Raw genomic sequence first — 24,987 nt, 5'->3', positions numbered from 1 at the left:
GAAGGTGGCCGTACAGTAGGTGCTGGTGTTGTTGCTAAGATCTTCGATTAATTCTCAAGAATTGGCGAAGCTTTCTGAAAATCTTTGAATAAGATTTGACGAAGCAGTAGCAAAAAGGGCATCATTTGATGCCCTTTTTCTGCACTCAATATAATATTTGCCAGTTTCTTCTACAGGTGAATATTAAGTAAACATTTACTTTTTATGGTAAGTGATTGAGTGATAAGAAGAGTACGCCAATCTAATAGGTTGTCGTTTCATGGATTTGCCCTGCAGCAGCGGGGTTGTTGTCGTCTATATTAAGACTTTTGACAGGTTGGTTTTATGAAAGCAAATAATGCTGAAACTCCTGATAGCTCAAATAGCGTAGATATTTTTAAGTGGGTTATCACTTTTACTCTGCTAGCTGCCGCTGTTGTGGGTAATTACCTGTATGGTGAAATGTCTGTAGTGATTCGCGTTGCCGGTGTTGTTGTATTAATTGCAGCAGCGTTAGGTGTGGCAGCTACAACAGTAAAGGGTAAGGCTGCGATTGATTTCGCTAAAGAATCTCGTATGGAAGTTCGTAAAGTAGTTTGGCCAACACGCCAAGAGACTATACAAACTACCTTGATCGTTTTAGCTGTAAGTATTGTAATGGCTCTAGCACTTTGGGGCATTGACGGCATCATGGTTCGTCTTGTCAACTTTGTGACTGGGGTATAGAGGGTTTTAATTCATGAGTGAAGCTCCCAAAAAACGCTGGTATGTGGTTCAAGCCTTCTCTGGGTTTGAAGGCCGTGTCGCTCAGTCTCTTCGTGAGCATATTAAAATGCACAGCATGGAAGAGCTGTTTGGTGAAGTTCTTGTTCCTACTGAAGAAGTAGTCGAAATGCGTGCAGGTCAACGTCGTAAGTCTGAGCGTAAGTTCTTCCCAGGTTACGTCCTTGTTCAGATGATTATGAACGATGAATCATGGCACCTAGTACGCAGCGTACCTCGTGTCATGGGCTTCATTGGTGGTACTTCTGACCGTCCTGCACCTATCACAGATAAAGAGGCTGACGCTATCCTTAATCGCCTTGAAAAAGCGAGTGAGTCACCTCGTCCACGTACTATGTACGAAGCCGGTGAAGTTGTACGTGTCAATGATGGTCCATTTGCAGACTTTAACGGTACTGTTGAAGAAGTGGATTATGAGAAGAGCCGTATGAAGGTGTCTGTTTCTATCTTCGGTCGAGCAACACCTGTTGAACTTGAGTTTGGTCAGGTTGAAAAATTAGACTAAACCCAGAGTTTAAAGAGTACAAAAAAACAGCTTTAAAAGCTTGTATGAGGCGCGAATTATGATTATAATTTCGCGCCTTTTTACTTCGGTGAAAGTAGAAAGTTATTTATATGAACGGGGAGCTGATCAGCGGATTAGCGTTAGTACCCAAAATTAGGAAAAATCATGGCTAAGAAAGTTGAAGCTTATATCAAGCTGCAAGTTGCTGCTGGTATGGCAAACCCAAGTCCACCAGTTGGTCCTGCTCTAGGTCAACACGGTGTTAACATCATGGAATTCTGTAAAGCGTTTAACGCAAAAACAGAATCGGTCGAGAAAGGTCTACCAACTCCAGTTGTTATCACTGTATACAATGACCGTTCTTTCACTTTTGTAACTAAGACTCCACCTGCAGCAGTTCTTCTTAAGAAAGCGGCTGGCGTTAAGTCTGGTTCAGGTCGTCCAAACACTGAAAAAGTGGGTACGGTAACTGACGCTCAAATCCAAGAAATCGCAGAAACTAAAGCTGCAGATATGACTGGTGCTGACATCGAAGCAATGAAGCGTTCAATCGCTGGTACTGCTCGTTCAATGGGCCTAGTGGTAGAGGGTTAAGATCATGGCAAAACTAACTAAGCGCATGCGCGTAATCCGCGAAAAAGTTGACGTAACTAAAGAATACGAAATCAACGAAGCTGTTGCTCTTCTTCAAGAACTAGCTACTGCTAAGTTTGTTGAGTCTGTTGATGTTGCTGTTAACCTAGGCATCGATGCTCGTAAATCTGACCAGAACGTACGTGGTGCAACTGTACTACCTCACGGTACTGGCCGCGAAATCCGCGTTGCAGTGTTCACTCAAGGTGCAAACGCTGAAGCAGCTAAAGAAGCTGGCGCAGACATCGTTGGTATGGAAGATCTTGCTGAGCAAGTGAAGAAAGGCGAAATGAACTTTGACGTAGTTGTTGCTTCTCCAGATGCAATGCGCGTTGTAGGTCAGCTAGGTACTATTCTTGGTCCTCGCGGTCTAATGCCAAACCCTAAAGTTGGTACTGTAACTCCTAACGTTGCTGAAGCAGTTAAAAATGCTAAAGCAGGTCAGGTTCGTTACCGTAACGACAAAAACGGCATCATCCACACTACTATCGGTAAAGCAAACTTCTCTGCACAGCAGATCCAAGAGAACCTAGAAGCACTTCTAGTTGCTCTGAAGAAAGCTAAGCCATCTTCTGCTAAAGGTACATTCCTGCAGAAAGTAAGCATCTCTACTACTATGGGTGCTGGTGTTGCTGTTGATCAGGCTAGCCTGAACACTCAAGCATAATTTATTTGCTTAGGCGTGAAATTTATGTATAATTTCGCGCCTAATATTTGTGGTTGGGGCTGAACTTTGGTTCTACAAGAATTAAGACTCAGTCTCCGTCCAAGACCGTAGGTGTCTGATTTTTAATAAATGATGACTTAATCTTCCTACGTAGATGGTGCCCGAACTGACAGAAAGCTCTATGTAAATAGTTACCTTTCTTCTGGGAAGCACCTCAATAACTCTCACTGTTGTGATAATAGTGAGTGGTGTAACGACAACCAGGAGTAAATCCAAGATGGCTTTAAACCTTCAAGACAAAAAAGCAATTGTTGCTGAAGTCAACGAAGCTGCCAGTGGTGCACTTTCTGCAGTTGTAGCTGATTCTCGTGGCGTTGAAGTGGGCGCGATGACATCTCTACGTAAACAAGCTCGTGAAGCGGGTGTTTATGTACGAGTTGTTCGTAACACACTAATGCGTCGTGCGGTTGAAGGTACAGACTACGAGTGTCTAACTGACACTTTCACTGGTCCTACTCTAATCGCATTCTCTAATGAGCACCCAGGTGCTGCAGCGCGTCTTTTTAAAGACTTCGCTAAAGAGAATTCAAACTTCGAGATCAGAGCTGCTGCATTTGAAGGTGCGCTAGCTGACGCTGAAGTACTAGCGACACTACCAACTTACGACGAAGCAATCGCACGCCTAATGATGTGCATGAAAGAAGCTTCTGCAGGCAAGCTGGTACGTACTATCGCAGCACTACGCGATCAAAAAGAAGAAGCTGCGGCATAAGCCTTGCTTTTTTCTGGTTGCTTAATAAACTTATTGTTGATTTAAAAGAGAATTGTTATGTCTATTACTAACGAGCAAATCCTAGATGCAGTTGCAGAAATGTCTGTAATGCAAGTTGTTGAACTAATCGAAGCAATGGAAGAGAAATTCGGTGTTTCTGCTGCTGCTGCTGTTGTAGCTGGCGGTGCTGCTGGTGGCGACGCTGCTGCTGAGCAAACTGAATTCGACGTAATCCTAGAATCTGCTGGCGGCAACAAAGTTGCTGTAATCAAAGCGGTACGTGGCGCGACTGGCCTAGGTCTTAAAGAAGCGAAAGCTCTAGTTGACGGCGCTCCTGCACCTCTTAAAGAAGGCATCGAGAAAGATGAAGCTGAAGCTCTTAAAGCTCAGCTAGAAGAAGCTGGTGCAAGTGTTACTGTTAAGTAATTATTGCATAGTTTCTTAGCCCTAGCGGCTAATGGCTGGTGGTTTTACAACCACCGGCCTTTTTTCGCTGTAGGGGTTGGGTGATTTTTCCGCTGTTTGAGCACCCAAGTTCCTAGCAAAAAGCATTTCATGACAGCTTTATGAAATGTCACTACAGTCAAACAGTTGTTAGTCACTGTCTACGAATGACTCTAGACAGTTTGGGTCACTTATCAGCGAGCTGAGGAACCCCATGGTTTACTCTTATACCGAGAAAAAGCGCATCCGTAAGGACTTTGGTACTCGTCCACAAGTGTTGGACATTCCATACCTGCTATCGATCCAGCTCGATTCGTTCGAGAAATTTATCGAACAGGATCCTGAAGGTCAATACGGTCTTGAAGCTGCTTTCCGTTCTGTATTTCCAATTCAGAGCTATAACGGCAATTCCGAGCTGCAATACGTTAGCTACCGTCTTGGTGAGCCAGTTTTTGACGTTAAAGAATGTCAAATTCGCGGCGTAACTTATTCAAAACCACTACGTGTAAAACTACGCCTAGTCATCTTTGATAAAGACGCGCCAGCAGGTACTGTAAAAGACATTAAAGAACAAGAAGTCTACATGGGCGAAATACCGCTTATGACAGACAATGGTACCTTCGTTATCAATGGTACCGAGAGGGTTATCGTATCCCAGCTGCACAGAAGCCCAGGTGTATTCTTCGACAGCGATAAGGGTAAGACCCACTCTTCAGGTAAAGTTCTATACAATGCGCGCATCATTCCTTACCGTGGTTCATGGCTTGATTTCGAGTTTGATCCTAAGGATAACTTATATGTACGTATTGACCGTCGTCGTAAACTGCCTGCATCTATCATTCTTCGTGCGCTAGGTAAGACGACAGATGAAATCCTAGACATCTTCTTTGAGAAGGTGAACTTCGAGGTGAAAGACCAGACCCTTCTTATGGAGCTGGTTCCTGATCGTCTGCGCGGTGAAACTGCATCATTCGATATTGAAGCTAATGGCAAGGTCTATGTGGAAACGGGCCGTCGTGTAACAGCACGCCATATCCGTCAACTTGAAAAAGATGGCGTTGAACATATCGAAGTACCTGTTGAGTACATAGTTGGTAGAGTTGCATCAAAAGATTATATCAATGAAGCAACCGGTGAGATTATTGTTTCTGCTAACCAAGAGATCAGTCTTGAAGCACTAGCGAACCTATCTCAAGCTGGCCACAAAGCACTAGAAGTTCTATTTACTAACGATCTAGACCACGGCCCATTCATGTCAGATACACTACGAATTGACAGTACTGTTGATCGTATTTCTGCGTTGGTAGAAATCTACCGCATGATGCGCCCAGGAGAGCCGCCAACAAAAGAAGCCGCTGAAGCCTTATTTGATAGCTTATTCTTCTCTGAAGAGCGTTATGATCTTTCGACTGTTGGTCGTATGAAGTTCAACAGCTCAATCGAGCGCGAAGACGCACAAGAGCAGGGTACACTTGACGAGCAAGATATCATCGAAGTGATGAAGAAGCTCATTGCTATTCGTAACGGTATTGGAGAAGTCGACGATATTGACCACTTAGGTAACCGTCGTATCCGTAGCGTTGGTGAAATGGCTGAAAACCAATTCCGTGTTGGCCTAGTACGTGTTGAACGTGCAGTGAAAGAGCGTCTAAGCTTGGGCGATCTAGATGCTGTAATGCCACAAGATTTGATCAACGCTAAGCCAATTTCTGCGGCAGTGAAAGAGTTCTTTGGCTCTTCTCAGTTGTCTCAGTTTATGGACCAGAACAACCCTCTATCAGAAGTAACGCATAAGCGTCGTATCTCTGCATTGGGTCCAGGCGGTCTAACGCGCGAGCGTGCTGGTTTTGAAGTTCGAGACGTACACGTAACTCACTACGGCCGTCTATGTCCGATCGAAACGCCTGAAGGTCCAAACATCGGTCTTATCAACTCGCTATCTGCATTCGCACGTTGTAATGAGTATGGTTTCCTTGAGACACCGTATCGTCGTGTTGTAGATGGTGTAGTAACAGACGAGGTTGATTACCTATCTGCTATCCAGGAAGGTCAATACGTTATCGCTCAGGCGAACACTGTACTGACTGAAGCAGGTACATTTGCTGAAGAGTTGATCACAGCTCGTCAGAAAGGTGAATCTGGTCTGCACCCACGTGACCATGTTGATTACATGGACGTTGCGACTAACCAAGTAGTATCTATCGCTGCTTCGCTTATTCCGTTCCTAGAACACGATGATGCGAACCGTGCATTGATGGGTGCGAACATGCAACGTCAGGCTGTTCCAACACTTAAGGCTGATAAGCCTCTTGTTGGTACAGGTATTGAGCGTAATATTGCTGTTGACTCAGGTGTAACAGCGGTTGCCAAGCGTGGTGGTGTAATCCAGTCTGTAGATGCGTCTCGTATCGTAGTGAAAGTGAACGAAGACGAGTTGATCCCAGGTGAAGCGGGTATCGATATCTACAACCTAACTAAATACACTCGTTCAAACCAAAACACGTGTATCAACCAGCGTCCAACTGTGATGCCTGGTGAACCTGTTGCACGTGGCGATGTGCTTGCCGATGGTCCTTCAACAGACTTAGGTGAACTTGCACTTGGTCAGAACATGCGTATCGCGTTTATGCCTTGGAATGGTTACAACTTCGAGGACTCGATCCTTGTTTCTGAACGTGTTGTTCAAGAAGACCGTTTCACGACTATTCACATTCAAGAGCTATCTTGTGTTGCACGTGATACTAAGCTTGGTGCTGAAGAAATTACGGCCGATATTCCAAACGTTGGTGAGTCTGCTCTGTCTAAACTTGACGAGTCAGGTATCGTTTACATAGGTGCGGAAGTTAAGGGTGGTGACATCCTTGTTGGTAAAGTAACACCAAAAGGCGAGACTCAGCTGACTCCAGAAGAGAAGCTACTGCGTGCCATTTTTGGTGAAAAAGCATCAGACGTTAAAGATACTTCACTGCGTGTACCAAACTCAGTTTCAGGTACCATCATCGATGTTCAAGTATTCACACGTGACGGTGTCGAAAAAGACAAGCGTGCGCTTGAAATTGAACAGATGCAGCTAAAAGAAGCGAAGAAAGACCTTACTGAAGAATTCCAGATTCTAGAAGGTGGTCTACTTAACCGCGTTAAAGCTGTACTTGTTGAAGGTGGTTATACTGACGCTAAGCTTGACGCTATTGACCGCAAGAAGTGGTTAGAGCTAACGCTAGACGACGATGCTCAGCAGACTAAGCTTGAGCAACTTGCAGAGCAGTACGACGAGCTTAAAGCTGACTTCGATAAGAAGTTCGAAACTAAGCGTCGTAAGATCACTCAAGGTGATGACTTAGCTCCTGGCGTACTGAAGATCGTTAAAGTTTACCTTGCGGTTAAACGTCGTATTCAGCCAGGCGATAAGATGGCCGGTCGTCACGGTAACAAGGGTGTAATCTCTAAGATCAACCCTGTAGAAGACATGCCTTACGATGAGAAAGGTCAGCCGGTTGACATCGTGCTTAACCCGCTAGGTGTACCTTCTCGTATGAACATAGGTCAGATCCTCGAAGTCCACTTAGGTCTCGCAGCTAAAGGTATTGGTGACAAGATCAACCAAATGCTGAAAGAGCAGCAAGAACTGGCTAAGTTCCGTGATTTCCTACAGAAGGTATACGACTTAGGCGAAACTCGTCAGACAGTTGATGTTGCATCCTTGACTGACGATGAAGTGCGTACTTTGGTTAGTAACTTGCGTGGTGGTCTACCTATCGCAACACCAGTGTTTGATGGTGCTTCTGAGCAGTCAATCAAAGAACTACTTAAGCTGGGTGAACTGCCAGAATCTGGCCAGCTTACTCTGTTTGATGGTCGTACTGGTGATGCATTTGAGCGTCCTGTAACCGTTGGTTACATGTATATGCTCAAACTAAACCACCTTGTTGATGACAAGATGCATGCTCGTTCTACTGGTTCATATAGCCTAGTTACTCAGCAACCGCTGGGTGGTAAAGCTCAGTTCGGTGGTCAGCGTTTCGGTGAGATGGAAGTATGGGCACTAGAAGCATACGGTGCTGCTTACACCCTACAAGAAATGCTAACGGTTAAGTCAGATGACGTTAACGGCCGTACCAAGATGTATAAAAACATCGTGGATGGCAACCATAGCATGGAACCTGGCATGCCAGAATCGTTCAACGTATTGTTGAAAGAGATTCGCTCGCTTGGTATCAATATCGAGCTAGAAGACGAAGAGTAATCCCCACGGGGTTATTTGGTTGAAGGTGCTCACTTTTGCGGGTGAGCTCCTTTTAACTCCTTACAGGAGCTGATTGTGAAAGACTTATTAAACTTTCTAAAAGCACAGCATAAGACCGAAGAATTTGATGCAATCAAAATCGGTCTATCTTCACCAGACATGATTCGTTCATGGTCTTTTGGTGAAGTTAAAAAACCTGAAACGATCAACTATCGTACGTTCAAACCTGAACGCGATGGTCTGTTCTGTGCGCGTATTTTTGGTCCAGTTAAAGATTATGAATGTCTTTGTGGCAAATATAAGCGTCTGAAACACCGTGGTGTTATCTGTGAGAAGTGTGGCGTTGAAGTTACACAAACTAAAGTTCGTCGTGACCGTATGGGCCACATTGAACTTGCTTCACCAGTTGCTCACATCTGGTTCCTAAAATCATTGCCGTCTCGTATCGGTCTACTTATGGATATCCCTCTACGTGATATCGAACGTGTTCTTTACTTCGAAATGTACGTAGTAACAGAGCCTGGTATGACTGATCTAGAAAAATCTCAGATGCTTACTGAAGAAGAGTATCTAGATCGTCTAGAAGAGTGGGGTGATGAATTCACGGCTAAGATGGGTGCTGAAGCGATCAAAGACCTACTTGCGTCTATGGATCTGCCAGCCGAAATCGAAGAAATGCGTGAAGAGCTTCAGTCTACTAATTCAGAGACTAAGCGTAAGAAAATCACTAAGCGCTTGAAGCTAGTTGAAGCATTTGTTCAATCGGGCAACAACCCAGAGTGGATGATCTTAACTGTGCTTCCGGTACTTCCGCCAGATCTACGCCCTCTAGTTCCACTAGATGGTGGTCGTTTTGCGACTTCAGATCTGAACGATTTATACCGCCGCGTGATCAACCGTAACAACCGTTTGAAGCGTCTATTAGAGCTTGCTGCTCCGGACATTATCGTACGTAACGAAAAGCGTATGCTACAAGAGTCTGTTGATGCACTTCTAGATAACGGTCGTCGTGGTCGTGCTATTACAGGTTCGAACAAGCGTCCTCTAAAATCTCTTGCTGATATGATCAAGGGTAAACAAGGTCGTTTCCGTCAGAACCTTTTAGGTAAACGTGTAGACTACTCTGGCCGTTCTGTAATCACAGTAGGTCCATACCTTCGTCTACATCAGTGTGGTCTTCCTAAGAAGATGGCACTCGAGCTATTCAAACCATTTATCTATAGCAAACTTGAGACTCGTGGTTTAGCGACGACGATCAAAGCTGCTAAGAAGATGGTAGAGCGTGAAGAAGCTGTTGTATGGGATATTCTCGATGAAGTGATTCGTGAACACCCAGTACTACTGAACCGTGCACCTACACTTCACCGTCTAGGTATTCAGGCGTTCGAACCTGTACTTATCGAAGGTAAAGCGATTCAGCTACACCCACTTGTTTGTGCGGCGTACAACGCTGACTTCGATGGTGACCAAATGGCGGTTCACGTTCCTCTAACTTTAGAGGCGCAGCTTGAAGCCCGTACTTTGATGATGTCGACAAACAACATTCTGTCGCCAGCATCAGGTGATCCTATCATCGTACCTTCACAGGACGTTGTTTTGGGTCTGTACTACATGACGCGCGAGAAGATTAACGTCAAAGGCGAAGGTATGTACCTTGCTAGCCCAGCAGAAGCTGAGAAAGCATATCGTACCAAGTCTGCAGAGCTGCATGCTCGCGTTAAAGTTCGCATCACTGAAACAGTGAAAGACGAAGACGGCAACAGCACTACTGAGACTAAGCTAGTTGATACAACTATCGGTCGTGCAATGCTGTGGCAAATTGTGCCTGCAGGTCTTCCGTTTAGCATCGTTAACCAAAAGTTAGGTAAGAAGCAAATCTCTCACCTATTGAACGAGGCTTACCGTAAGCTGGGTCTGAAAGACACAGTTATCTTTGCTGACCAAATCATGTATACCGGTTTTGCATACGCAGCGCTTTCAGGTGTTTCTGTTGGTATCGACGACATGGTTGTACCAGATGCGAAATACACTGAAATCGAAGAAGCGGAAGCAGAAGTTCGCGAAATCCAAGAACAGTACCAATCCGGTCTTGTTACAGCGGGTGAGCGTTACAACAAGGTTATCGATATTTGGGCATCGACCAATGATCGCGTTGCAAAACTGATGATGGAAAACCTGTCATCAGAGACAGTGGTTAACCGCGAAGGTGAAGGCGAACAGCAAGAATCGTTCAACAGCATCTATATGATGGCTGACTCAGGCGCTCGTGGTTCTGCAGCTCAGATTCGTCAGCTTGCAGGTATGCGTGGTCTGATGGCGCGTCCAGATGGTTCTATCATCGAAACGCCGATCACTGCGAACTTTAAAGAAGGCTTGAACGTACTTCAGTACTTTATCTCAACGCACGGCGCTCGTAAGGGTCTAGCGGATACGGCACTGAAAACAGCGAACTCAGGTTATCTGACTCGTCGTCTAGTAGACGTTGCTCAAGATGTTGTAGTTCATGACCATGACTGTGGCACTCATGAGGGTATCGACATGATGCCTCATATTGAAGGTGGTGACGTTAAAGTTGCACTTTCTGAGCTAGCTCTTGGTCGTGTAGTTGCTGAAGATGTTCTTAAGCCAGGCACTGAAGATGTTTTGATTCCACGTAATACTCTGATTGATGAGAAGTGGTGTCAAATCATGGAAGACAACTCTGTAGATAAAATCCGAGTTCGCTCAGTAGTAACTTGTGATGCAGACTTTGGTTGTTGTTCACAGTGTTATGGTCGTGATCTTGCACGTGGTCACCTAGTGAACCAAGGCGAAGCAGTGGGTGTTATTGCTGCTCAGTCTATCGGTGAACCGGGTACACAGTTAACCATGCGTACGTTCCACATCGGTGGTGCGGCATCGACGGCTGCAGCCGAAAACAGCATTCAAGTGAAGACCACAGGTACTGTTAAGCTGCATAACGCTAAGTTCGTAACTAACAAACAAGGCAAGCTTGTGATCACTTCTCGTGCATCTGAGCTAACCATCATTGACGAATTTGGCCGTACGAAAGAGAAGCACAAACTTCCATATGGTTCACTGCTTAGCAAAGGCGACAACGACGCTGTTGAAGCTGGTGAAACAGTGGCGAACTGGGAAGCGCATACCATGCCAATCATCACTGAAGTGGCAGGTCGTATCCAGTTTGTCGATATGATTGATGGTGTGACGGTTTCTCGTCAAACGGATGATCTCACAGGTCTATCTTCTAGTGAAGTTACCGAAGCGGCTGCTAGACCAGCAGCAGGCAAAGACATGCGCCCTGCGATCAAACTTATTGATGCAGCAGGAAAGGATGTTATGATCCCTGGCACTGATATGCCAGCGCATTACTTCTTACCTGGTAAAGCGATTGTTAACATTGAAGATGGTGCTGAAGTTGGTGTCGGTGATACGCTTGCTCGTATACCTCAGAAATCTGGCGGAAACCGAGACATTACTGGTGGTCTACCACGAGTTGCTGACTTGTTCGAAGCTCGTAAGCCAAAAGAGCCTGCGATTCTTGCAGAGCACACAGGTACTGTGAGCTTTGGTAAAGAGACCAAAGGTAAGCGTCGTCTAGTGATCACTCGCGAAGGCGGAGACACTTACGAGGAGATGATTCCTAAGCATCGTCAGCTCAACGTTTTCGAAGGTGAGAAAGTTGAACGTGGTGATGTTATCGCAGATGGCCCAGAGTCTCCGCATGACATTCTACGTCTACGTGGTATCCATGCCGTTACTCAGTACATCGCGAATGAAGTTCAAGAAGTATACCGCTTACAGGGCGTTAAGATTAACGATAAGCACATTGAGACTATCGTTCGTCAAATGCTTCGCAAGTGTACTATTACTTTTGCTGGTGACTCAGAGTTCCTAGCGGGTGAGCAAGTTGAATATGCGAACGTTAAGATTGCAAACCGTCAGCTTGAAGCCGAAGGTAAAGAACCTGCTCGCTTTGAACGTGAACTACTTGGTATCACTAAAGCGTCTCTAGCAACAGAATCCTTCATTTCTGCGGCATCGTTCCAAGAGACGACTCGCGTACTAACAGAAGCAGCAGTTTCTGGTAAGCGTGATGAACTACGTGGTCTGAAAGAAAACGTTATTGTTGGTCGATTGATTCCAGCAGGTACAGGTTTCGCTTACCACCAAGATCGTCAAGCGAAACGTGTTGAAGAGCAAGAAGGCCCATCTGTTGAACAAGCAACAGATAACTTGGCTGCTTTGCTTAATGCAGGCTTCTCAGTTGATGAGTAAGAGCGTGTAAAGCGTTAAAAAAGGCACCTTTGGGTGCCTTTTTTGTTTGAACTGTTTACAGCTTGGAAGGGAGAAAGTTAAATTGTGAGCCTAGGCTCCGGGAGGAACAGCCAAACTATCTGCGATTAATTGAATCAATTGATCCTCTACCTCAAAACGAGCTTCCAATATCTCGCCAATTAGCGATAAATCACTATCAAAAGACTCCAGTGGTTCATCCTCTGCAACTGCAGCATATTTGTCGGTAAAATTAAGCAATGGGTCGGTAGTAAGAACGATTCGCCCATAGGTTGCATTGATTTCCTCTGTCGCTTCAAAGCCAGTTGAACGCCATTTATCCATCACCATATCATAAATCTTGAAATGTCCTTCCGAGATATAATCGACGAGGTGTTGGCAAAAAACTTGGAGCTCGTCTGCAGTAGGGAGTGACGAACGTGTTGTTTTTACTGACGTGGGTTGAAGTGAAGCAAGTTTGCAATACTCAACGATAAGCGATTGCCTAGTCTCGAGCCAGTGATCAATAAGTTCACTCGAGCCACCCCATTGTTCTTGTGTTTGTTTGAATTTATTCAGCATGACCATATCCTCATGATCGAGCCACTTTTGCAGTGACAATTACGCTTTGACTCCCAAAGCCGGTGCAGAGCAAAACTTTTCGTTCTTACTAGAGTTTATAGCCAGAAACTCGCTCTACTACAAACTCTGGTATGAATTAAGATTGCCAGTAAAATGAATGAACTGCAAGTACAGAGGGTCGGTAATGTTAAGCAAAAATGATAGAAAACCAATAGATACTGCCTATTGGTGTCTTGTATCGGGAAGTGAAGTATGGTTGGTTAACAACAAATTACCTTGTGGAACGGCCAAACAGCTATCTCTACCGCAGGACATAGGAAAGCAAATAGGCGAGTATGAAAACCTCCCTGTCATCTGGTTAAATGCAGATGAAGTCGAACAGGATCATGGCCTAACCTCACTACGTGATTGTTTAAACTTACCCGAAGCCATTTTTTTGTTAATCAGTAAGGCGGTTCAGTATAACCACATGATGCAAACTCAGAGATTCTGCTCTATTTGTGGTGGTAGAAACTATCTCAATAACAATCAATTGGCAATGCAATGTGGTGATTGTCGAACCTTGCATTACCCACGCATATTCCCTTGCGTTATCGTGGCTGTGCGTAAAGATAACCAGATCTTGCTAGCTCAGCATGCTCGCCATCGAAGTGGTATGTATACGGTTATCGCAGGTTTTGTCGAAGTAGGTGAAACCCTTGAGCAATGTGTTGCAAGAGAAGTGAAAGAAGAAACGGGTATCGATATCACTAATATTCGCTATTTTTCCAGTCAACCTTGGGCTTTTCCATCCAGTTTAATGGTTGGTTTTCTCGCTGATTACCAACAAGGTGAGCTCAAGCCAGATTATTCAGAGATTGATAGTCTTGGTTGGTTTTCAGTCGATACATTACCTGCTATTGCTCCACATGGAACTATTGCAAGAGCGTTAATCGAGGAGACGATTAAGGAATGTGTTAAATAAACATACTCCCGAATTTATCTTCTTGCATCCGTTTAAAATGCAAAAAAAACCCTCCGAGAGGGAGGGGGTAAGTAAGATGTCGTTATGAGATGCTGAGTCACATGTACTCAGGTTATAGTTATTATTTTTCGCTAGCGTGGGGATTTTTAACACTGTTACAGCTTGGGCGCAAATTAAGCGCTGATTTAAACGTTAATAACTTGATCCAGGTTGCAAAGCATGCCGCTTTTGTAGACTAAACAGTGTTAGAATAACGACGCTAAACAAAAGCTCAATAGTTGGAAATACGGAATGACTGAACTTAAAAATGATCGTTATCTACGTGCTCTTTTAAAACAACCAGTAGATTACACACCAGTTTGGATGATGCGCCAAGCAGGACGCTACTTACCAGAATATAAAGCGACCCGAGCTGAGGCGGGAGATTTTATGTCTTTGTGTAAGAACGCTGAGCTGGCCTCAGAAGTTACACTTCAGCCATTGCGTCGTTACCCTCTTGATGCTGCAATTTTATTTTCAGATATTCTAACTATTCCAGACGCTATGGGCCTAGAGCTGCGTTTTGCGGCTGGCGAAGGCCCTGTATTTGATAACCCAATCACTTGTAAGGCTGATGTAGAAAAAATAGGCGTTCCAGATCCTGAAGGCGAATTGCAATATGTAATGAATGCAGTGCGTCAGATCCGCAAGGATTTAAAAGGAGAAGTTCCACTGATTGGCTTCTCTGGGAGCCCTTGGACATTAGCAACTTATATGATCGAAGGTGGCAGCTCAAAAGCTTTCACTAAAATCAAGAAAATGATGTATTCAGACCCACAAACGCTGCATATGCTATTAGACAAGCTTGCCGATAGTGTCATTGCATATCTTAACGCTCAAATCAAAGCTGGAGCACAGTCTGTTATGGTGTTTGATACTTGGGGGGGGGTGTTGACTCCAAGAGATTACAATCTATTTTCACTTCAATATATGGCAAAAATTGTTGATGGACTGATTCGAGAAAATGAGGGGCGCCGAGTACCTGTCACCTTGTTTACGAAAAATGGTGGCATGTGGTTAGAAAAAATTGCAGCGACGGGATGTGATGCTATTGGCTTAGATTGGACAATTAACATTGAAGAAGCTGTGCGCCGCGTTGGAGATAAAGTGGCACTGCAAGGAAATATGGATCCGTCAATCTTGTATGCGTCTCCAGAGAGAATCCGCCAAGAAGTCGCAGATATTTTGGCAGGGTTTGGGCATGCAGGGACTGGTCATGTGTTTAATTTAGGGCATGGTATCCATCTTGATGTACCACCGGAAAACGCGGGTGTATTTGTTGAAGCGGTTCATGACTTATCTAAGCCTTTTCACCAATAAAACCTATTTAAGCGTCTGGTCTAATCAGGCGCTTTTTAGTTTGTGGTTAATATATTGAGCTTATCTAGCTACTGTTATGTTTTATATCACTATTTTTAATGTGATCTTTGCGTTTTCATACTGTTGAATCATGGATTAATCTTGTAGAGTGGTGACGTAAGACAATGATTACTTTGCGTAAGGAACAGAGCAACGGCTAAGTAAATAAGCTTCGAAAGGCAGTTAGACCGACATTACACTGACATTATTAATTGCAGAGGATACGTGAAACGCATGAAGACACGTGACAAAATAGTGCTTGCCGCATTGAATCTTTTTAATGAACATGGTGAACGTAACATCACCACTAATCATATCGCCGCACACATTGATATTAGCCCCGGTAATCTCTATTACCATTTTCGTAATAAACAGGAAATTGTGCGTGAAATTTTCGCCCTTTATTCCAACGAATTATTGGAGCGCTTTTCGCCTATTCATGGACATCAAGAAAGCTTGGTCTTGCTTAAACACTATCTGGACTCGATCTTCAAGTTAATGTGGAAGTACCGTTTTTTTTATGCCAACCTGCCTGAAATTTTGCAGCGAGATGAGCAATTGCATGAAGAATACATTCTCGTTCAAGAAAAATTGCAGACCAATTTAGTCAATATTATGCGCTCTTTTGTTGAACTTGATCTGCTTGCGGTGAAAGAGCATGAAATGAAGCCTCTGGTCACCACTTTACATTTGATCGCTTCTAGTTGGCTTGGTTACCGCTCTGCAATGTCACAAAAGACGCACATTACCGAACAAGTAATTCATCAGGGTATGTTGCAGATGATTGCGGTAGTAAAACCTAAAGCTACTTCTCAAGGACTAGAGCAGTTACAGTTGCTTGAGGATGGTGTTAAAGCGATTCATGCTTAACCATAACTAAATGTGATTGTCATAGTCCCACGAAACCTCTTAAAGTGTCATAATGATCTTTAAGGGGTTTTTATGCATTACGACGTGTTTAATGGTGATGCTGATGGCATCATATCACTACTTCAACTTCGCTTAGCTGAGCCGAAAGAGGCTATCTTGGTCACTGGATTAAAGCGAGATATCAAGCTTTTGGATACTTTGCATTGCCGCTTGGGAGATACTCTAACCGTATTAGATATATCTATGCGAAGTAATATGGCTGGGCTAAAGCGGATATTGGCTAGCGGCGCATCTGTATTCTACGCAGATCATCATCAAGCAGAAAAAATACCTCAAGATCCTAGTTTAGACGCGCATATTGATTTGGATGCCAATGTATGTACGGCTTTGATCATAGATAAGTTGCTTGGTGGAAGGTTTCATTATTGGGCCATTGTGGCTGCGTATGGTGACAACTTATCTGCTAAGGCTGATGAGCTTGCAATCGCCGCAGGATTAAGTGAAGCTGAAAGAGTGCAGCTAAGCGAGCTCGGAGATTTGATTAATTACAATGGTTATGGCGCTACTTTAGACGATTTAAACTTTCGCCCAGATGAGCTGTATCGAAAGCTATTGGCTTATGAAAACCCTTTTGCTGTTCTGAGCGACCCTCTATCTCCTTATCCAGTGCTGCGCGAGTCGTACCAGCAAGATTTTAACCAAGTGATTTCAATACAGCCTTTGTATCAAAGCCATTGCCTTTTAGTCGTTGAGCTGCCCGATAGCGCGGCTTCAAGGCGTATTAGTGGGGTGTATGGAAACTGGCTATCTAATCAATCCCCTGATTTGGCGCATATTGTTCTTACCCATAATCAAGATGGAAGCTTTAAAGTGTCACTGCGGGCTCCCAGTAATAATAGATGTGGTGCTGGAGACTTGTGTGCGCAGTTTATTTCGGGGGGAGGACGTGCTGGATCTGGTGGTATTAATACCTTGGCCAAAGCGCAACTAACGACACTTATATCTAAAGTGGAAAAATTTTATAGCCAATAAGGTCTTCATTATCGAGCAAGCCACGCTTTGGGATCCTGAGCCTTACTATTGCGCCTAATCTCAAAATAAAGTGACGCTTTTGGCTGGCCACCAGTATCCCCTGCAAGAGCAATGGTTTCTCCTGCTGAGATCTTATCACCTTCTTTCTTTAGCAAACTTTGGTTAAAGCCATATAAGGTCATATCACCCTTACCATGATCGAGCAGGATCACTAGGCCATACCCTCTCAAATAGTCTGAAAACACTACAGTGCCCGAGTAAACTGCTTTGACGGCTTGCCCATAAGCTGCGTTAATCACCATGCCTTTCCAATTTATTTGTCCTGTTTGACGAGAGCCGTAATTATGCAGAACTGTCCCTTTAATTGGCCAAGGAAGGCGTCCTTTTTGCTTGGCTAAACCATCCATAGGTATGGGTTTATTGCGTTTTGCAGCCTTAGCGATTTCAGCTTTTAGCCTTGTCTCATTGCGTTGGAGCTCTGTGAGATAGACCTTATCATTAGAGATGTTCTTCTTGATGTTACTGAGAGTCCCTTTCCGCTTAGATTGCTCTTTGGTTAGACGCCTACGTGTTTGTTCCTGCTCATCAAGTAAACTGGTAATTTGTTTCTGCTCGAGCTTTAATTGTGTTTCGCTTTTGGTAAGTTCGCTAACGGTTTTCTCTATCTGTTCAATAGTGATTGCTCGCTTCTTGGCTAAATGTTGAAAATATTGACTGATCCTGTCTTCCTCAACCCCTTGATTGAGGATGTTAGCTGAAGACTTTGCTCTTTGTGTTGCGTAGTAGGTTTGTAAAAGTTCTGCCAACACTTCTGTTTGTTGTCGCTTTTGTTTTTCTAATGAAGCAATACGTTTTTCCAGGGCAGAGATACTTCGATTGGTTTTATGTAGGGATGCTTTGGCCTGTCGAATCTCTTTTTCTAAGCGAACAATACTAAGCTCTTGCTTTTTTAGTGATTTATTGAGAGAGTCGAGTTTTTTCTGTTGAGAGCTTAGTGACTGTCTCTGTCTTGAAATTTCATTGCTGACACCCTTAAGCTCATTAGGCGATGAAGACCATACTGGAAAGGCTAAGGAAGTTAAAGTAATGCATACCAATCCAGCAAGTATAGGTAAGGCTAATGTTCGTCTTAATTGCTGTATTGCCATGCGAAGGGGAAATCCTCAGTCCTTGTTTGAAAGTTAGTATAACTAAACACATTCCCACGAAGAAAGAGTAATGTCAAAACTTGTTTATCTGTAGATAAAAACGAGACGTTAGTGAGATATGAAGTCAGTTTTCTGGTATTTAAGTACCGAACTTTGATAGGACAAGACCGTGGGTTTACTCAGCGCTATCCAGTAGAAAAACAGCTTAAAGGCCTGCGTCTAGTATAAATAATAGTTAGGTTAGCAGGCCTATATTTTGAGTATTACTGGTTATTTGACTAACACTTCACCTGTCATTTCTTTAGGAATAGGCAGACCGGCAAGTGATAACATAGTTGGAGCCAGATCGGAAAGTTTACCACCCTGTTTGAACTCAATCTGTTTATCACCAACATAAATAAGTGGTACAGGTAGATTGGTATGTGCAGTATGGGTGCCTCCTGTTTCTGGATCGACCATCATCTCGGCGTTGCCATGGTCTGCGGTGATTAACATTTGTCCGCCGACTTTTTGTATCGCTTCAACAACTTTACCCAAGCTGGTATCTAGTGCTTCAATAGCTGACTTAGCAGCCTCATATACACCAGTGTGGCCAACCATGTCTGCATTAGGGTAGTTACAGATGATGGTATCATAGTTACCAGAGTCAATGGCTGCGACCATTTTTTTGGTTAACTCTGCTGAGCTCATTTCAGGTTGTAAGTCATAGGTGGCCACTTTAGGAGATGCTACTAGCTGGCGCTCTTCACCCTCAAACTCAGTTTCAACACCGCCGTTGAAGAAAAAAGTAACGTGAGCATATTTTTCTGTTTCTGATATACGCAATTGAGTATGACTTTGTTTCGATAGCCACTCACCATAGGTATTTTCCAAAGAAGCTGGTGGGAAGGCGATAGAAAGAGGGATATCCGCTGCGTACTGTGTAAGCATAACAAAGTGGATGTTAGGTAAAGCTTTGCGAGTGAACCCCTCAAACTCTGGAACAAAGGCACGCGTGATCTGACGGGCACGATCGGCTCTGTAGTTCATAAAGATAACCGCATCGCCCTCTTGCATCAGTGCTTCTTCTTGCTCTGCTGTTTTGATTGATGTTGCTTTAACGAACTCGTCATTCTCACCGCGTTCATATGCGGCCTGTAACCCTGCAACAGCTGAACTAGATTGGAACTCAGCTTGCGCTTGTGTTAGGAGATCGTAAGCTACCTCAACACGCTCCCAGTTGTTGTCACGATCCATCGCATAGTAACGACCAACGAGAGAGGCTATTCGGCCTTTACCGAGGCGCTCGAATAGCTGGTCAAAACGTTTAAGCGAGTTTTCAGCGCTTCGTGGTGGAGTATCACGGCCATCTAGGAAACAATGTAAGTAGATTTTATTTGCGCCTTGCTTAGCTGCCATTTCTACCGCAGCATAAATGTGATCTTCGTGAGAATGAACGCCACCAGGAGACATGAGTCCCATAATATGAACGGCTTTATCCGCTTTTACAGCGGCATTGATGGCTTCAACGAGTGCTGGAGTGTATTCAAATTCACCATCAGCAATGGATTTAGTGATTCGGGTGAGATCTTGATACACAACTCGTCCAGCGCCAATATTGGTATGACCCACTTCAGAGTTACCCATCTGCCCATCTGGTAGGCCGACATCAAGGCCAGAGGCTGAGATCAAGGTGTTAGGGTTGTTAGCAAGTAGGCTATCGATTACCGGTGTATGAGCATTCGCAATAGCGTTGCTGGCAGTCTCTTCTCGGTGCCCATACCCATCAAGAATTACAAGAGCCAATGGTTTCTTAGCTGACATAGTGATGTCCTCGTCAAATTCAAAGTAACTTAGGAAACAAAATTAGCGTAATTTTACTACATTTCTTAGCCAAAACTGTAGGTAAAGATCAAAGATTATTGGGGAAGTCGTGTTGCTATCTTTCACTTACGCTTCTACTGTGATTTTGGTGAGATAAGGTTTCCTATCTATAAGGTTATTGTCGCTGAAAAAAAAGAAAGTTAAAGCGGTTATTAACGATTACTCTAATAGAGTATAACTAATGATACCCATATGATTGAATTTGAATATCAATCAACATTTTCTGCTTGAATTTATCGTGCCCCCAGCAAGATGACGCCAGTATAGGTGATGAGTAAGCCCAAAATACCCAGTATTGCCCCAACTTTTGCCATATCTTTACTTTCGATTAATCCAGTTGAATAAGCGAGTGAATTAGGCGGAGTAGAAACCGGAAGAATCATGCCAAGAGATGCGGAGAAGGCAACTACCACCATAAGCCCTTGCAGACCACCAATAGAAGTAAGGTTATCCATTGAGGTTCCAATAGCAGCTGCAATTGGCATGAGTAGGTTTGCTGTTGCTGTATTCGACATAAAATTCGCCATTAACCAACAAATGATGGATAAAGTTATCACTAGGTTTATTGGCGCAAGAGACTGGTAATCGACGGCATTGGCAAGTACCGCGGCAAGTCCTGTTTTATCGAGTGCCATACCGATAGCGATACCTCCGGCCACTAACCAAAGTACATCCCAGTTTATTTGTTGGAGTTCTGCCTTACCTATGATGCCTGTTAATGTAAATATCACCAGAGGAACCATAGCAACCACATACGTATTCATACCGTGAACTTGGGTGGTCATCCAGAGTAAAACAGTGCTGGAGAAGGTTATGTAGACAACAATGGCTTGCCAACTGCGCTGAAACTGCCCATTGAGTTCTAGAATCAGAAAGTTAACTTGAGATGGAAATAATTTTTGCAATAGAAACCAAGCAGCGATCAGTTGAACAACGACAAAAGGAAGCCCTATCATCATCCAACTGAGGAAATCGATACTATTTTCTTTAGTTAGGTATTGGAGTGCAATCGCGTTTGGAGGTGAGCCAATAGGGGTAGCGATTCCTCCCGTATTTGCCGCGACTGGAATACACAGAATTAACGCCTTAATGCCTACTTGCTCTTTTTGAGCAAGGGCAATAATTGGGCTGACGAGTGCTAGCATCATTACGGTTGTTGCAGTATTGGACATAAACATCGAAAAAGCAGCAGTGATTAACATTAGACCCAGCATTATAAATTTGGGCTGGGCGCCAAAAGGTCGCAGTAGAACACGCGCTAAGTTTTTATCTAAATTGTATTTTGAGGCTGCGATGGCAAGGGTGAACCCACCCATAAAGAGGATAATAATGGGTGAAGAAAAAGTATTTAAAATATCGCTGTATGGGATTAATTCTCCCAAGCTTTGCTCTGGTTTAGCAATACGAAAAAATTGTAACCCTTTGTCAGAGAGCATGATAAGTTCAAGAGCAATAATAAGCACTGAAGTTGCAAATACAGGTACTGGCTCTAGTATCCAAAGAAGTGCTGCTAATAAAAATATACCTAAAAGTCGATGTTGTATGAGAGTGAGACCTTCGATTGGCATTTGCTCTGTTGGTAAAAGCAAAACTAATAATGGAAGTGCAAAGCAAAATATAAGTTTAGCGGTGAGTATTCGGGCGTGTTTGGGCATGCAGATTCAACCAAGCTAGGTCAAGATGCTCCCTAGGATAAAGAATCTTAACGTTAATGTATTAGACTTGGATAAAAGTTTACACTTGTGATCATGCTGTTTGTGGTGATTTTGCTCTAGATCAAAAAACGCCCTGAAAATCAGAGCGTTAGCTATATTAGAACTGAGCTTACTTATTTGATGAGTTTGAGGCGTAAGGTGTTCCCATTACGGTAGAGTGGCCATTGGCCATAGAATCATCGAACTTAATACTATCTTTTGCGAAGAGGTTAATCACGGTCGATCCCAATTTAAAGCGTCCCATCTCTTGGCCTTTCTTTAACACGACAGATCTAGCGCCTTCGCTTGGGTAATCCCACTTGTAGACAGTGTTGCCGCGAGGTGGCGTGATAGTTCCAGCCCATGTTTGCTCAATACTACCCACAATGGTAGCACCGACTAACACTTGAGCTAGAGGGCCGAATTCGGTATCGAAAATACACACTACTCGTTCATTACGGGCGAACAAATTAGGTACATTTTCTGCCGTGAGAGGGTTAACCGAAAATAGGTCACCAGGTACATAAATCATTTGGCGCAGAGTTGCGTCGCATGGCATATGGACTCTGTGATAATCACGCGGCGAAAGATAAATGGTGGCAAAGTTACCATCGGCAAATTCTGCAGCAAGTTTGGCATCTCCTCCGAGTAGTTCCAGTGCAGTGTAACTGTGGCCTTTGGCTTGAATCAATTTCCCATCTTGGATAGGCCCAAACTGACTCACACAGCCATCAGCTGGATGAGTAAGAATGTCTTCTTGAGAGCAAATCGGACGAGCACCTTCTTTCAACTCACGAACAAAAAATTCATTGAAGGTCTTGAAGTGTTTAGGATCTGAGTACTTTGCCTCATCCATATTGACATTGTATTGTTTGATAAACCAGCGAATAACGGCGGTTGTTAGACCACCAGCTTCGGCCGATGCGAGTTTGCCGACTAAACGTGTCAAAGCGTGTTTAGGGATCCAATACTGTAGTCCAACTTTGATTTTATCCATTGTTATGTATTCCAATGTTAACCGAATGTTTGCTTGCTTTGGGGCGTGAGATACTACTTAACTTTACCAGTAAAGTCAGCACTCCCAGTGGTTAATTTCGTTTAGAGGTCAGCTTTTTTGTTCCTTGAATACTGGCGATTAGCTTTCACCTCTATCATGCTATCGAGAATTCGGTGGTAGTTTTCGAATCGTGTTTCACTGATTTCGTGGTTATCAACCGCCTCTCGAACCGTGCATCCTGGATCGTCCTTGTGTTTGCAATCTCGAAACTTACAGCCACCTAGATAAGGTCTAAATTCAACAAATGCTTTGGTGACTTCCTCAGCGGCTAAATGCCAAAGGCCGAATTCTCGAACTCCTGGGGAATCGATTAAGTCGCCGCCAGTTGGGATGTGATACAAACGAGAAGCAGTCGTTGTATGCTGACCTAATCCAGAGTTTTGCGAAATTTCACCTTCCTCGACATTAAAATCAGGCATTAATGCGTTGACTAAACTTGATTTTCCGACACCAGATTGACCAACGAAAATATTCACTTTATTTTTTAATTCAGCTTCGAGTTCGGTTATACCTTCTGCTGTTTGCTTACTCACTAGCAATACTTTATAGCCAATGCGTTGGTATTCTTCTAACCATTGTTGGTATTGAATACGTTGCTCTTTGTCCAGAAGGTCGACTTTGTTGAGTACTAATAATGGTGCTATGTTGAGTGTTTCAGCTGCAACCAAGTAGCGATCGATGATATTAAGCGACAGCTCTGGAAGCACAGAGGAAATAATCACCATCTGGTCTACGTTAGCAGCCACGGGTTTTAAACCATCATAGTAATCCGGACGAGTTAAAACAGAACTGCGTGGTTCAACAGCTTCTACAACGCCATTAATGCCTTCCATCGATTCAAGACCTGGCCTCCAGACAACCTTATCTCCAGATACTAGAGTTTCAATGCCACGCCGTAAGTTACAGCGATGCACTTGCCCACTCTCAGTATCTTCAATATCGGCATGTTGCCCAAAGCGAGTAATTACCAACCCTTTCTGTGCTGCACACAGCATGGATTCTTCCCACTGAAACGTTTCTTCTTTGGTCAGCTTGCGTTTTTGATTACTTCGCACTCGTCGGACTTGACCTTTGGTTAGCTTTTTCTTTTTTGCCACAATTGTCTACTTAACTATATTGATCTAGATGAACCCTAGGTTATCTATCCTGAGGATCAGAATTTGGGTATAGTACCTTTTTTAGCATAAAACCAATAGGCAACGATTTATGTCCTTTAGCGATCAAAATTTAATTTGGATTGATCTAGAAATGACTGGCTTAGACCCTGATACACACAAAGTCATTGAAATTGCTACCATAGTTACGGATAGTGAATTAAACATTCTAGCTCAAGGGCCAGTACTTGCCATCCATCAATCTGAAGAAGAACTTGCCAAAATGGATGAGTGGTGTGTTAGAACTCACACTGGCAGTGGGTTAGTGGCGAGAGTGAGAGCAAGTCAGGTTACTGAGCAAGAAGCCATTGAACAGACTATAAAATTTTTAGAGAAATGGGTTCCTAAAGGCGCTTCGCCTATCTGTGGTAACAGCGTTGGACAAGATAGACGCTTTCTCTATCAGCATATGCCGCAACTTGAAGAGTACTTTCATTATCGTTATATCGACGTGAGTACCATAAAAGAATTAACTCATCGTTGGGAGCCTCAAATATTGACGGGCTTTTCTAAATCAGGAAGTCACTTAGCCTTGGATGATATACGTGAGTCAATCGCTGAGTTGAAATACTATCGACAAACTGTTTTCAAAGTATAACAGGCTGCTTTTCCAAACCGTTGCAAGTCATTAAACAGTCTTTCTTGAACTAGACTAACTTGGTTTTGTGTTCTTTTTCATCAAACGGAAAAAAAAACAGTTTTTTTTACTGTAAGGACTTGCATCACAAAAAAATGCTCTTATAATTCGCAGCCCTACACGACGTAAACGTTGTGAATGCGACACTAGCTCAGTTGGTAGAGCGCAACCTTGCCAAGGTTGAGGTCACGAGTTCGAACCTCGTGTGTCGCTCCAAATTTTTAGTTGTCACCATACTTAATGGTGAAGCAAGCGACACTCGCTCAGTTATTAGAGCGCAACCTTAC

At 43.7% G+C, this 24,987-nt stretch carries 19 protein-coding genes and 1 tRNA gene; 14 read left to right on the top strand and 6 right to left on the bottom strand.

All coding sequences use genetic code 11. From position 1 onward, the window contains the following. Positions 1 to 324 precede the first annotated feature (324 nt). The 8 genes from secE to rpoC all read left to right on the top strand — a co-directional run bounded on the left by secE (position 325) and on the right by rpoC (position 12,304). On the top strand, positions 325 to 705 hold the full coding sequence (gene secE / locus AAFM34_RS14955; RefSeq protein WP_341664189.1) for a preprotein translocase subunit SecE: 381 nt from the start codon (positions 325 to 327) through the stop codon (positions 703 to 705). A 13-nt stretch (positions 706 to 718) separates the two neighbouring features. After that, positions 719 to 1,267, top strand: a complete 549-nt coding sequence (gene nusG / locus AAFM34_RS14950) for a transcription termination/antitermination protein NusG (RefSeq protein ID WP_114788007.1) — start codon at positions 719 to 721, stop codon at positions 1,265 to 1,267. A gap of 165 nt (positions 1,268 to 1,432) precedes the next feature. Continuing rightward, complete coding sequence (rplK, locus tag AAFM34_RS14945) at positions 1,433 to 1,861, top strand: 50S ribosomal protein L11 (RefSeq protein ID WP_026084318.1); 429 nt, start codon at positions 1,433 to 1,435, stop codon at positions 1,859 to 1,861. Positions 1,862 to 1,865: 4 nt separating this feature from the next. Further along, complete coding sequence (gene rplA / locus AAFM34_RS14940; protein WP_152429400.1) at positions 1,866 to 2,567, top strand: 50S ribosomal protein L1; 702 nt, start codon at positions 1,866 to 1,868, stop codon at positions 2,565 to 2,567. Between the two features lie 277 nt (positions 2,568 to 2,844). Beyond that, positions 2,845 to 3,339 carry a 50S ribosomal protein L10 gene (rplJ, locus tag AAFM34_RS14935; protein WP_114788009.1) on the top strand — a complete coding sequence of 165 codons (495 nt, stop codon included), beginning with the start codon at positions 2,845 to 2,847 and terminating at the stop codon, positions 3,337 to 3,339. Positions 3,340 to 3,396: 57 nt separating this feature from the next. Further along, positions 3,397 to 3,765: a 50S ribosomal protein L7/L12 gene (gene rplL / locus AAFM34_RS14930; RefSeq protein ID WP_160933042.1), complete on the top strand. Its 369-nt coding sequence runs from the start codon at positions 3,397 to 3,399 to the stop codon at positions 3,763 to 3,765. A gap of 232 nt (positions 3,766 to 3,997) precedes the next feature. Then, positions 3,998 to 8,026, top strand: a complete 4,029-nt coding sequence (gene rpoB / locus AAFM34_RS14925) for a DNA-directed RNA polymerase subunit beta (RefSeq protein WP_341664183.1) — start codon at positions 3,998 to 4,000, stop codon at positions 8,024 to 8,026. Positions 8,027 to 8,101: 75 nt separating this feature from the next. Beyond that, a complete protein-coding gene (gene rpoC, locus AAFM34_RS14920; RefSeq protein ID WP_341664181.1) occupies positions 8,102 to 12,304 on the top strand; it encodes a DNA-directed RNA polymerase subunit beta' in 4,203 nt (1,400 codons plus the stop codon). Positions 12,305 to 12,394: 90 nt separating this feature from the next. On the opposite strand, the gene rsd is transcribed toward rpoC, so the two are convergent. Continuing rightward, a complete protein-coding gene (gene rsd / locus AAFM34_RS14915; protein ID WP_341664192.1) occupies positions 12,395 to 12,889 on the bottom strand; it encodes a sigma D regulator in 495 nt (164 codons plus the stop codon). Between the two features lie 178 nt (positions 12,890 to 13,067). On the opposite strand from rsd, the gene nudC reads away from it, so the two are divergent. From nudC to AAFM34_RS14895, 4 genes are all read left to right on the top strand, one after another. Further along, complete coding sequence (gene nudC / locus AAFM34_RS14910) at positions 13,068 to 13,847, top strand: NAD(+) diphosphatase (protein ID WP_341664179.1); 780 nt, start codon at positions 13,068 to 13,070, stop codon at positions 13,845 to 13,847. Between the two features lie 291 nt (positions 13,848 to 14,138). After that, positions 14,139 to 15,206: a uroporphyrinogen decarboxylase gene (hemE, locus tag AAFM34_RS14905; protein ID WP_341664177.1), complete on the top strand. Its 1,068-nt coding sequence runs from the start codon at positions 14,139 to 14,141 to the stop codon at positions 15,204 to 15,206. A 273-nt stretch (positions 15,207 to 15,479) separates the two neighbouring features. Next, complete coding sequence (locus tag AAFM34_RS14900; protein WP_341664175.1) at positions 15,480 to 16,115, top strand: TetR/AcrR family transcriptional regulator; 636 nt, start codon at positions 15,480 to 15,482, stop codon at positions 16,113 to 16,115. A 72-nt stretch (positions 16,116 to 16,187) separates the two neighbouring features. Beyond that, the gene (locus tag AAFM34_RS14895) at positions 16,188 to 17,147 is read left to right on the top strand and encodes a DHH family phosphoesterase (RefSeq protein WP_341664173.1); all 960 of its coding nucleotides are present in this window, start codon (positions 16,188 to 16,190) and stop codon (positions 17,145 to 17,147) included. Between the two features lie 8 nt (positions 17,148 to 17,155). Here AAFM34_RS14895 and AAFM34_RS14890 read toward each other — a convergent pair whose 3' ends face one another. From AAFM34_RS14890 to rsgA, 5 genes are all read right to left on the bottom strand, one after another. Beyond that, the gene (locus AAFM34_RS14890) at positions 17,156 to 18,295 is read right to left on the bottom strand and encodes a murein hydrolase activator EnvC (protein ID WP_341664171.1); all 1,140 of its coding nucleotides are present in this window, start codon (positions 18,293 to 18,295) and stop codon (positions 17,156 to 17,158) included. A 270-nt stretch (positions 18,296 to 18,565) separates the two neighbouring features. Then, on the bottom strand, positions 18,566 to 20,098 hold the full coding sequence (gene gpmM, locus AAFM34_RS14885) for a 2,3-bisphosphoglycerate-independent phosphoglycerate mutase (protein ID WP_341664169.1): 1,533 nt from the start codon (positions 20,096 to 20,098) through the stop codon (positions 18,566 to 18,568). Positions 20,099 to 20,391: 293 nt separating this feature from the next. Continuing rightward, positions 20,392 to 21,813: an SLC13 family permease gene (locus AAFM34_RS14880; protein ID WP_341664167.1), complete on the bottom strand. Its 1,422-nt coding sequence runs from the start codon at positions 21,811 to 21,813 to the stop codon at positions 20,392 to 20,394. A 169-nt stretch (positions 21,814 to 21,982) separates the two neighbouring features. After that, positions 21,983 to 22,849 (bottom strand): archaetidylserine decarboxylase, encoded by an 867-nt coding sequence (asd, locus tag AAFM34_RS14875; RefSeq protein ID WP_341664165.1) that lies wholly within the window; start codon positions 22,847 to 22,849, stop codon positions 21,983 to 21,985. Positions 22,850 to 22,950: 101 nt separating this feature from the next. Then, on the bottom strand, positions 22,951 to 24,006 hold the full coding sequence (gene rsgA / locus AAFM34_RS14870) for a small ribosomal subunit biogenesis GTPase RsgA (RefSeq protein WP_341664163.1): 1,056 nt from the start codon (positions 24,004 to 24,006) through the stop codon (positions 22,951 to 22,953). Between the two features lie 109 nt (positions 24,007 to 24,115). Here rsgA and orn point away from each other — a divergent pair, with 109 nt between their 5' ends. Together orn and AAFM34_RS14860 are read left to right on the top strand one after the other, a co-directional pair. Beyond that, positions 24,116 to 24,661 carry an oligoribonuclease gene (gene orn / locus AAFM34_RS14865; protein WP_341664161.1) on the top strand — a complete coding sequence of 182 codons (546 nt, stop codon included), beginning with the start codon at positions 24,116 to 24,118 and terminating at the stop codon, positions 24,659 to 24,661. Positions 24,662 to 24,840: 179 nt separating this feature from the next. Further along, positions 24,841 to 24,916 (top strand) — tRNA-Gly (locus tag AAFM34_RS14860). Positions 24,917 to 24,987: the final 71 nt, after the last annotated feature.

Source organism: Vibrio sp. (assembly GCF_038138445.1).
Classification (GTDB): domain Bacteria; phylum Pseudomonadota; class Gammaproteobacteria; order Enterobacterales; family Vibrionaceae; genus Vibrio.
Note: the sequence above shows the minus strand (reverse complement) of the source record. Positions and strands in the feature narration are given on the sequence as shown.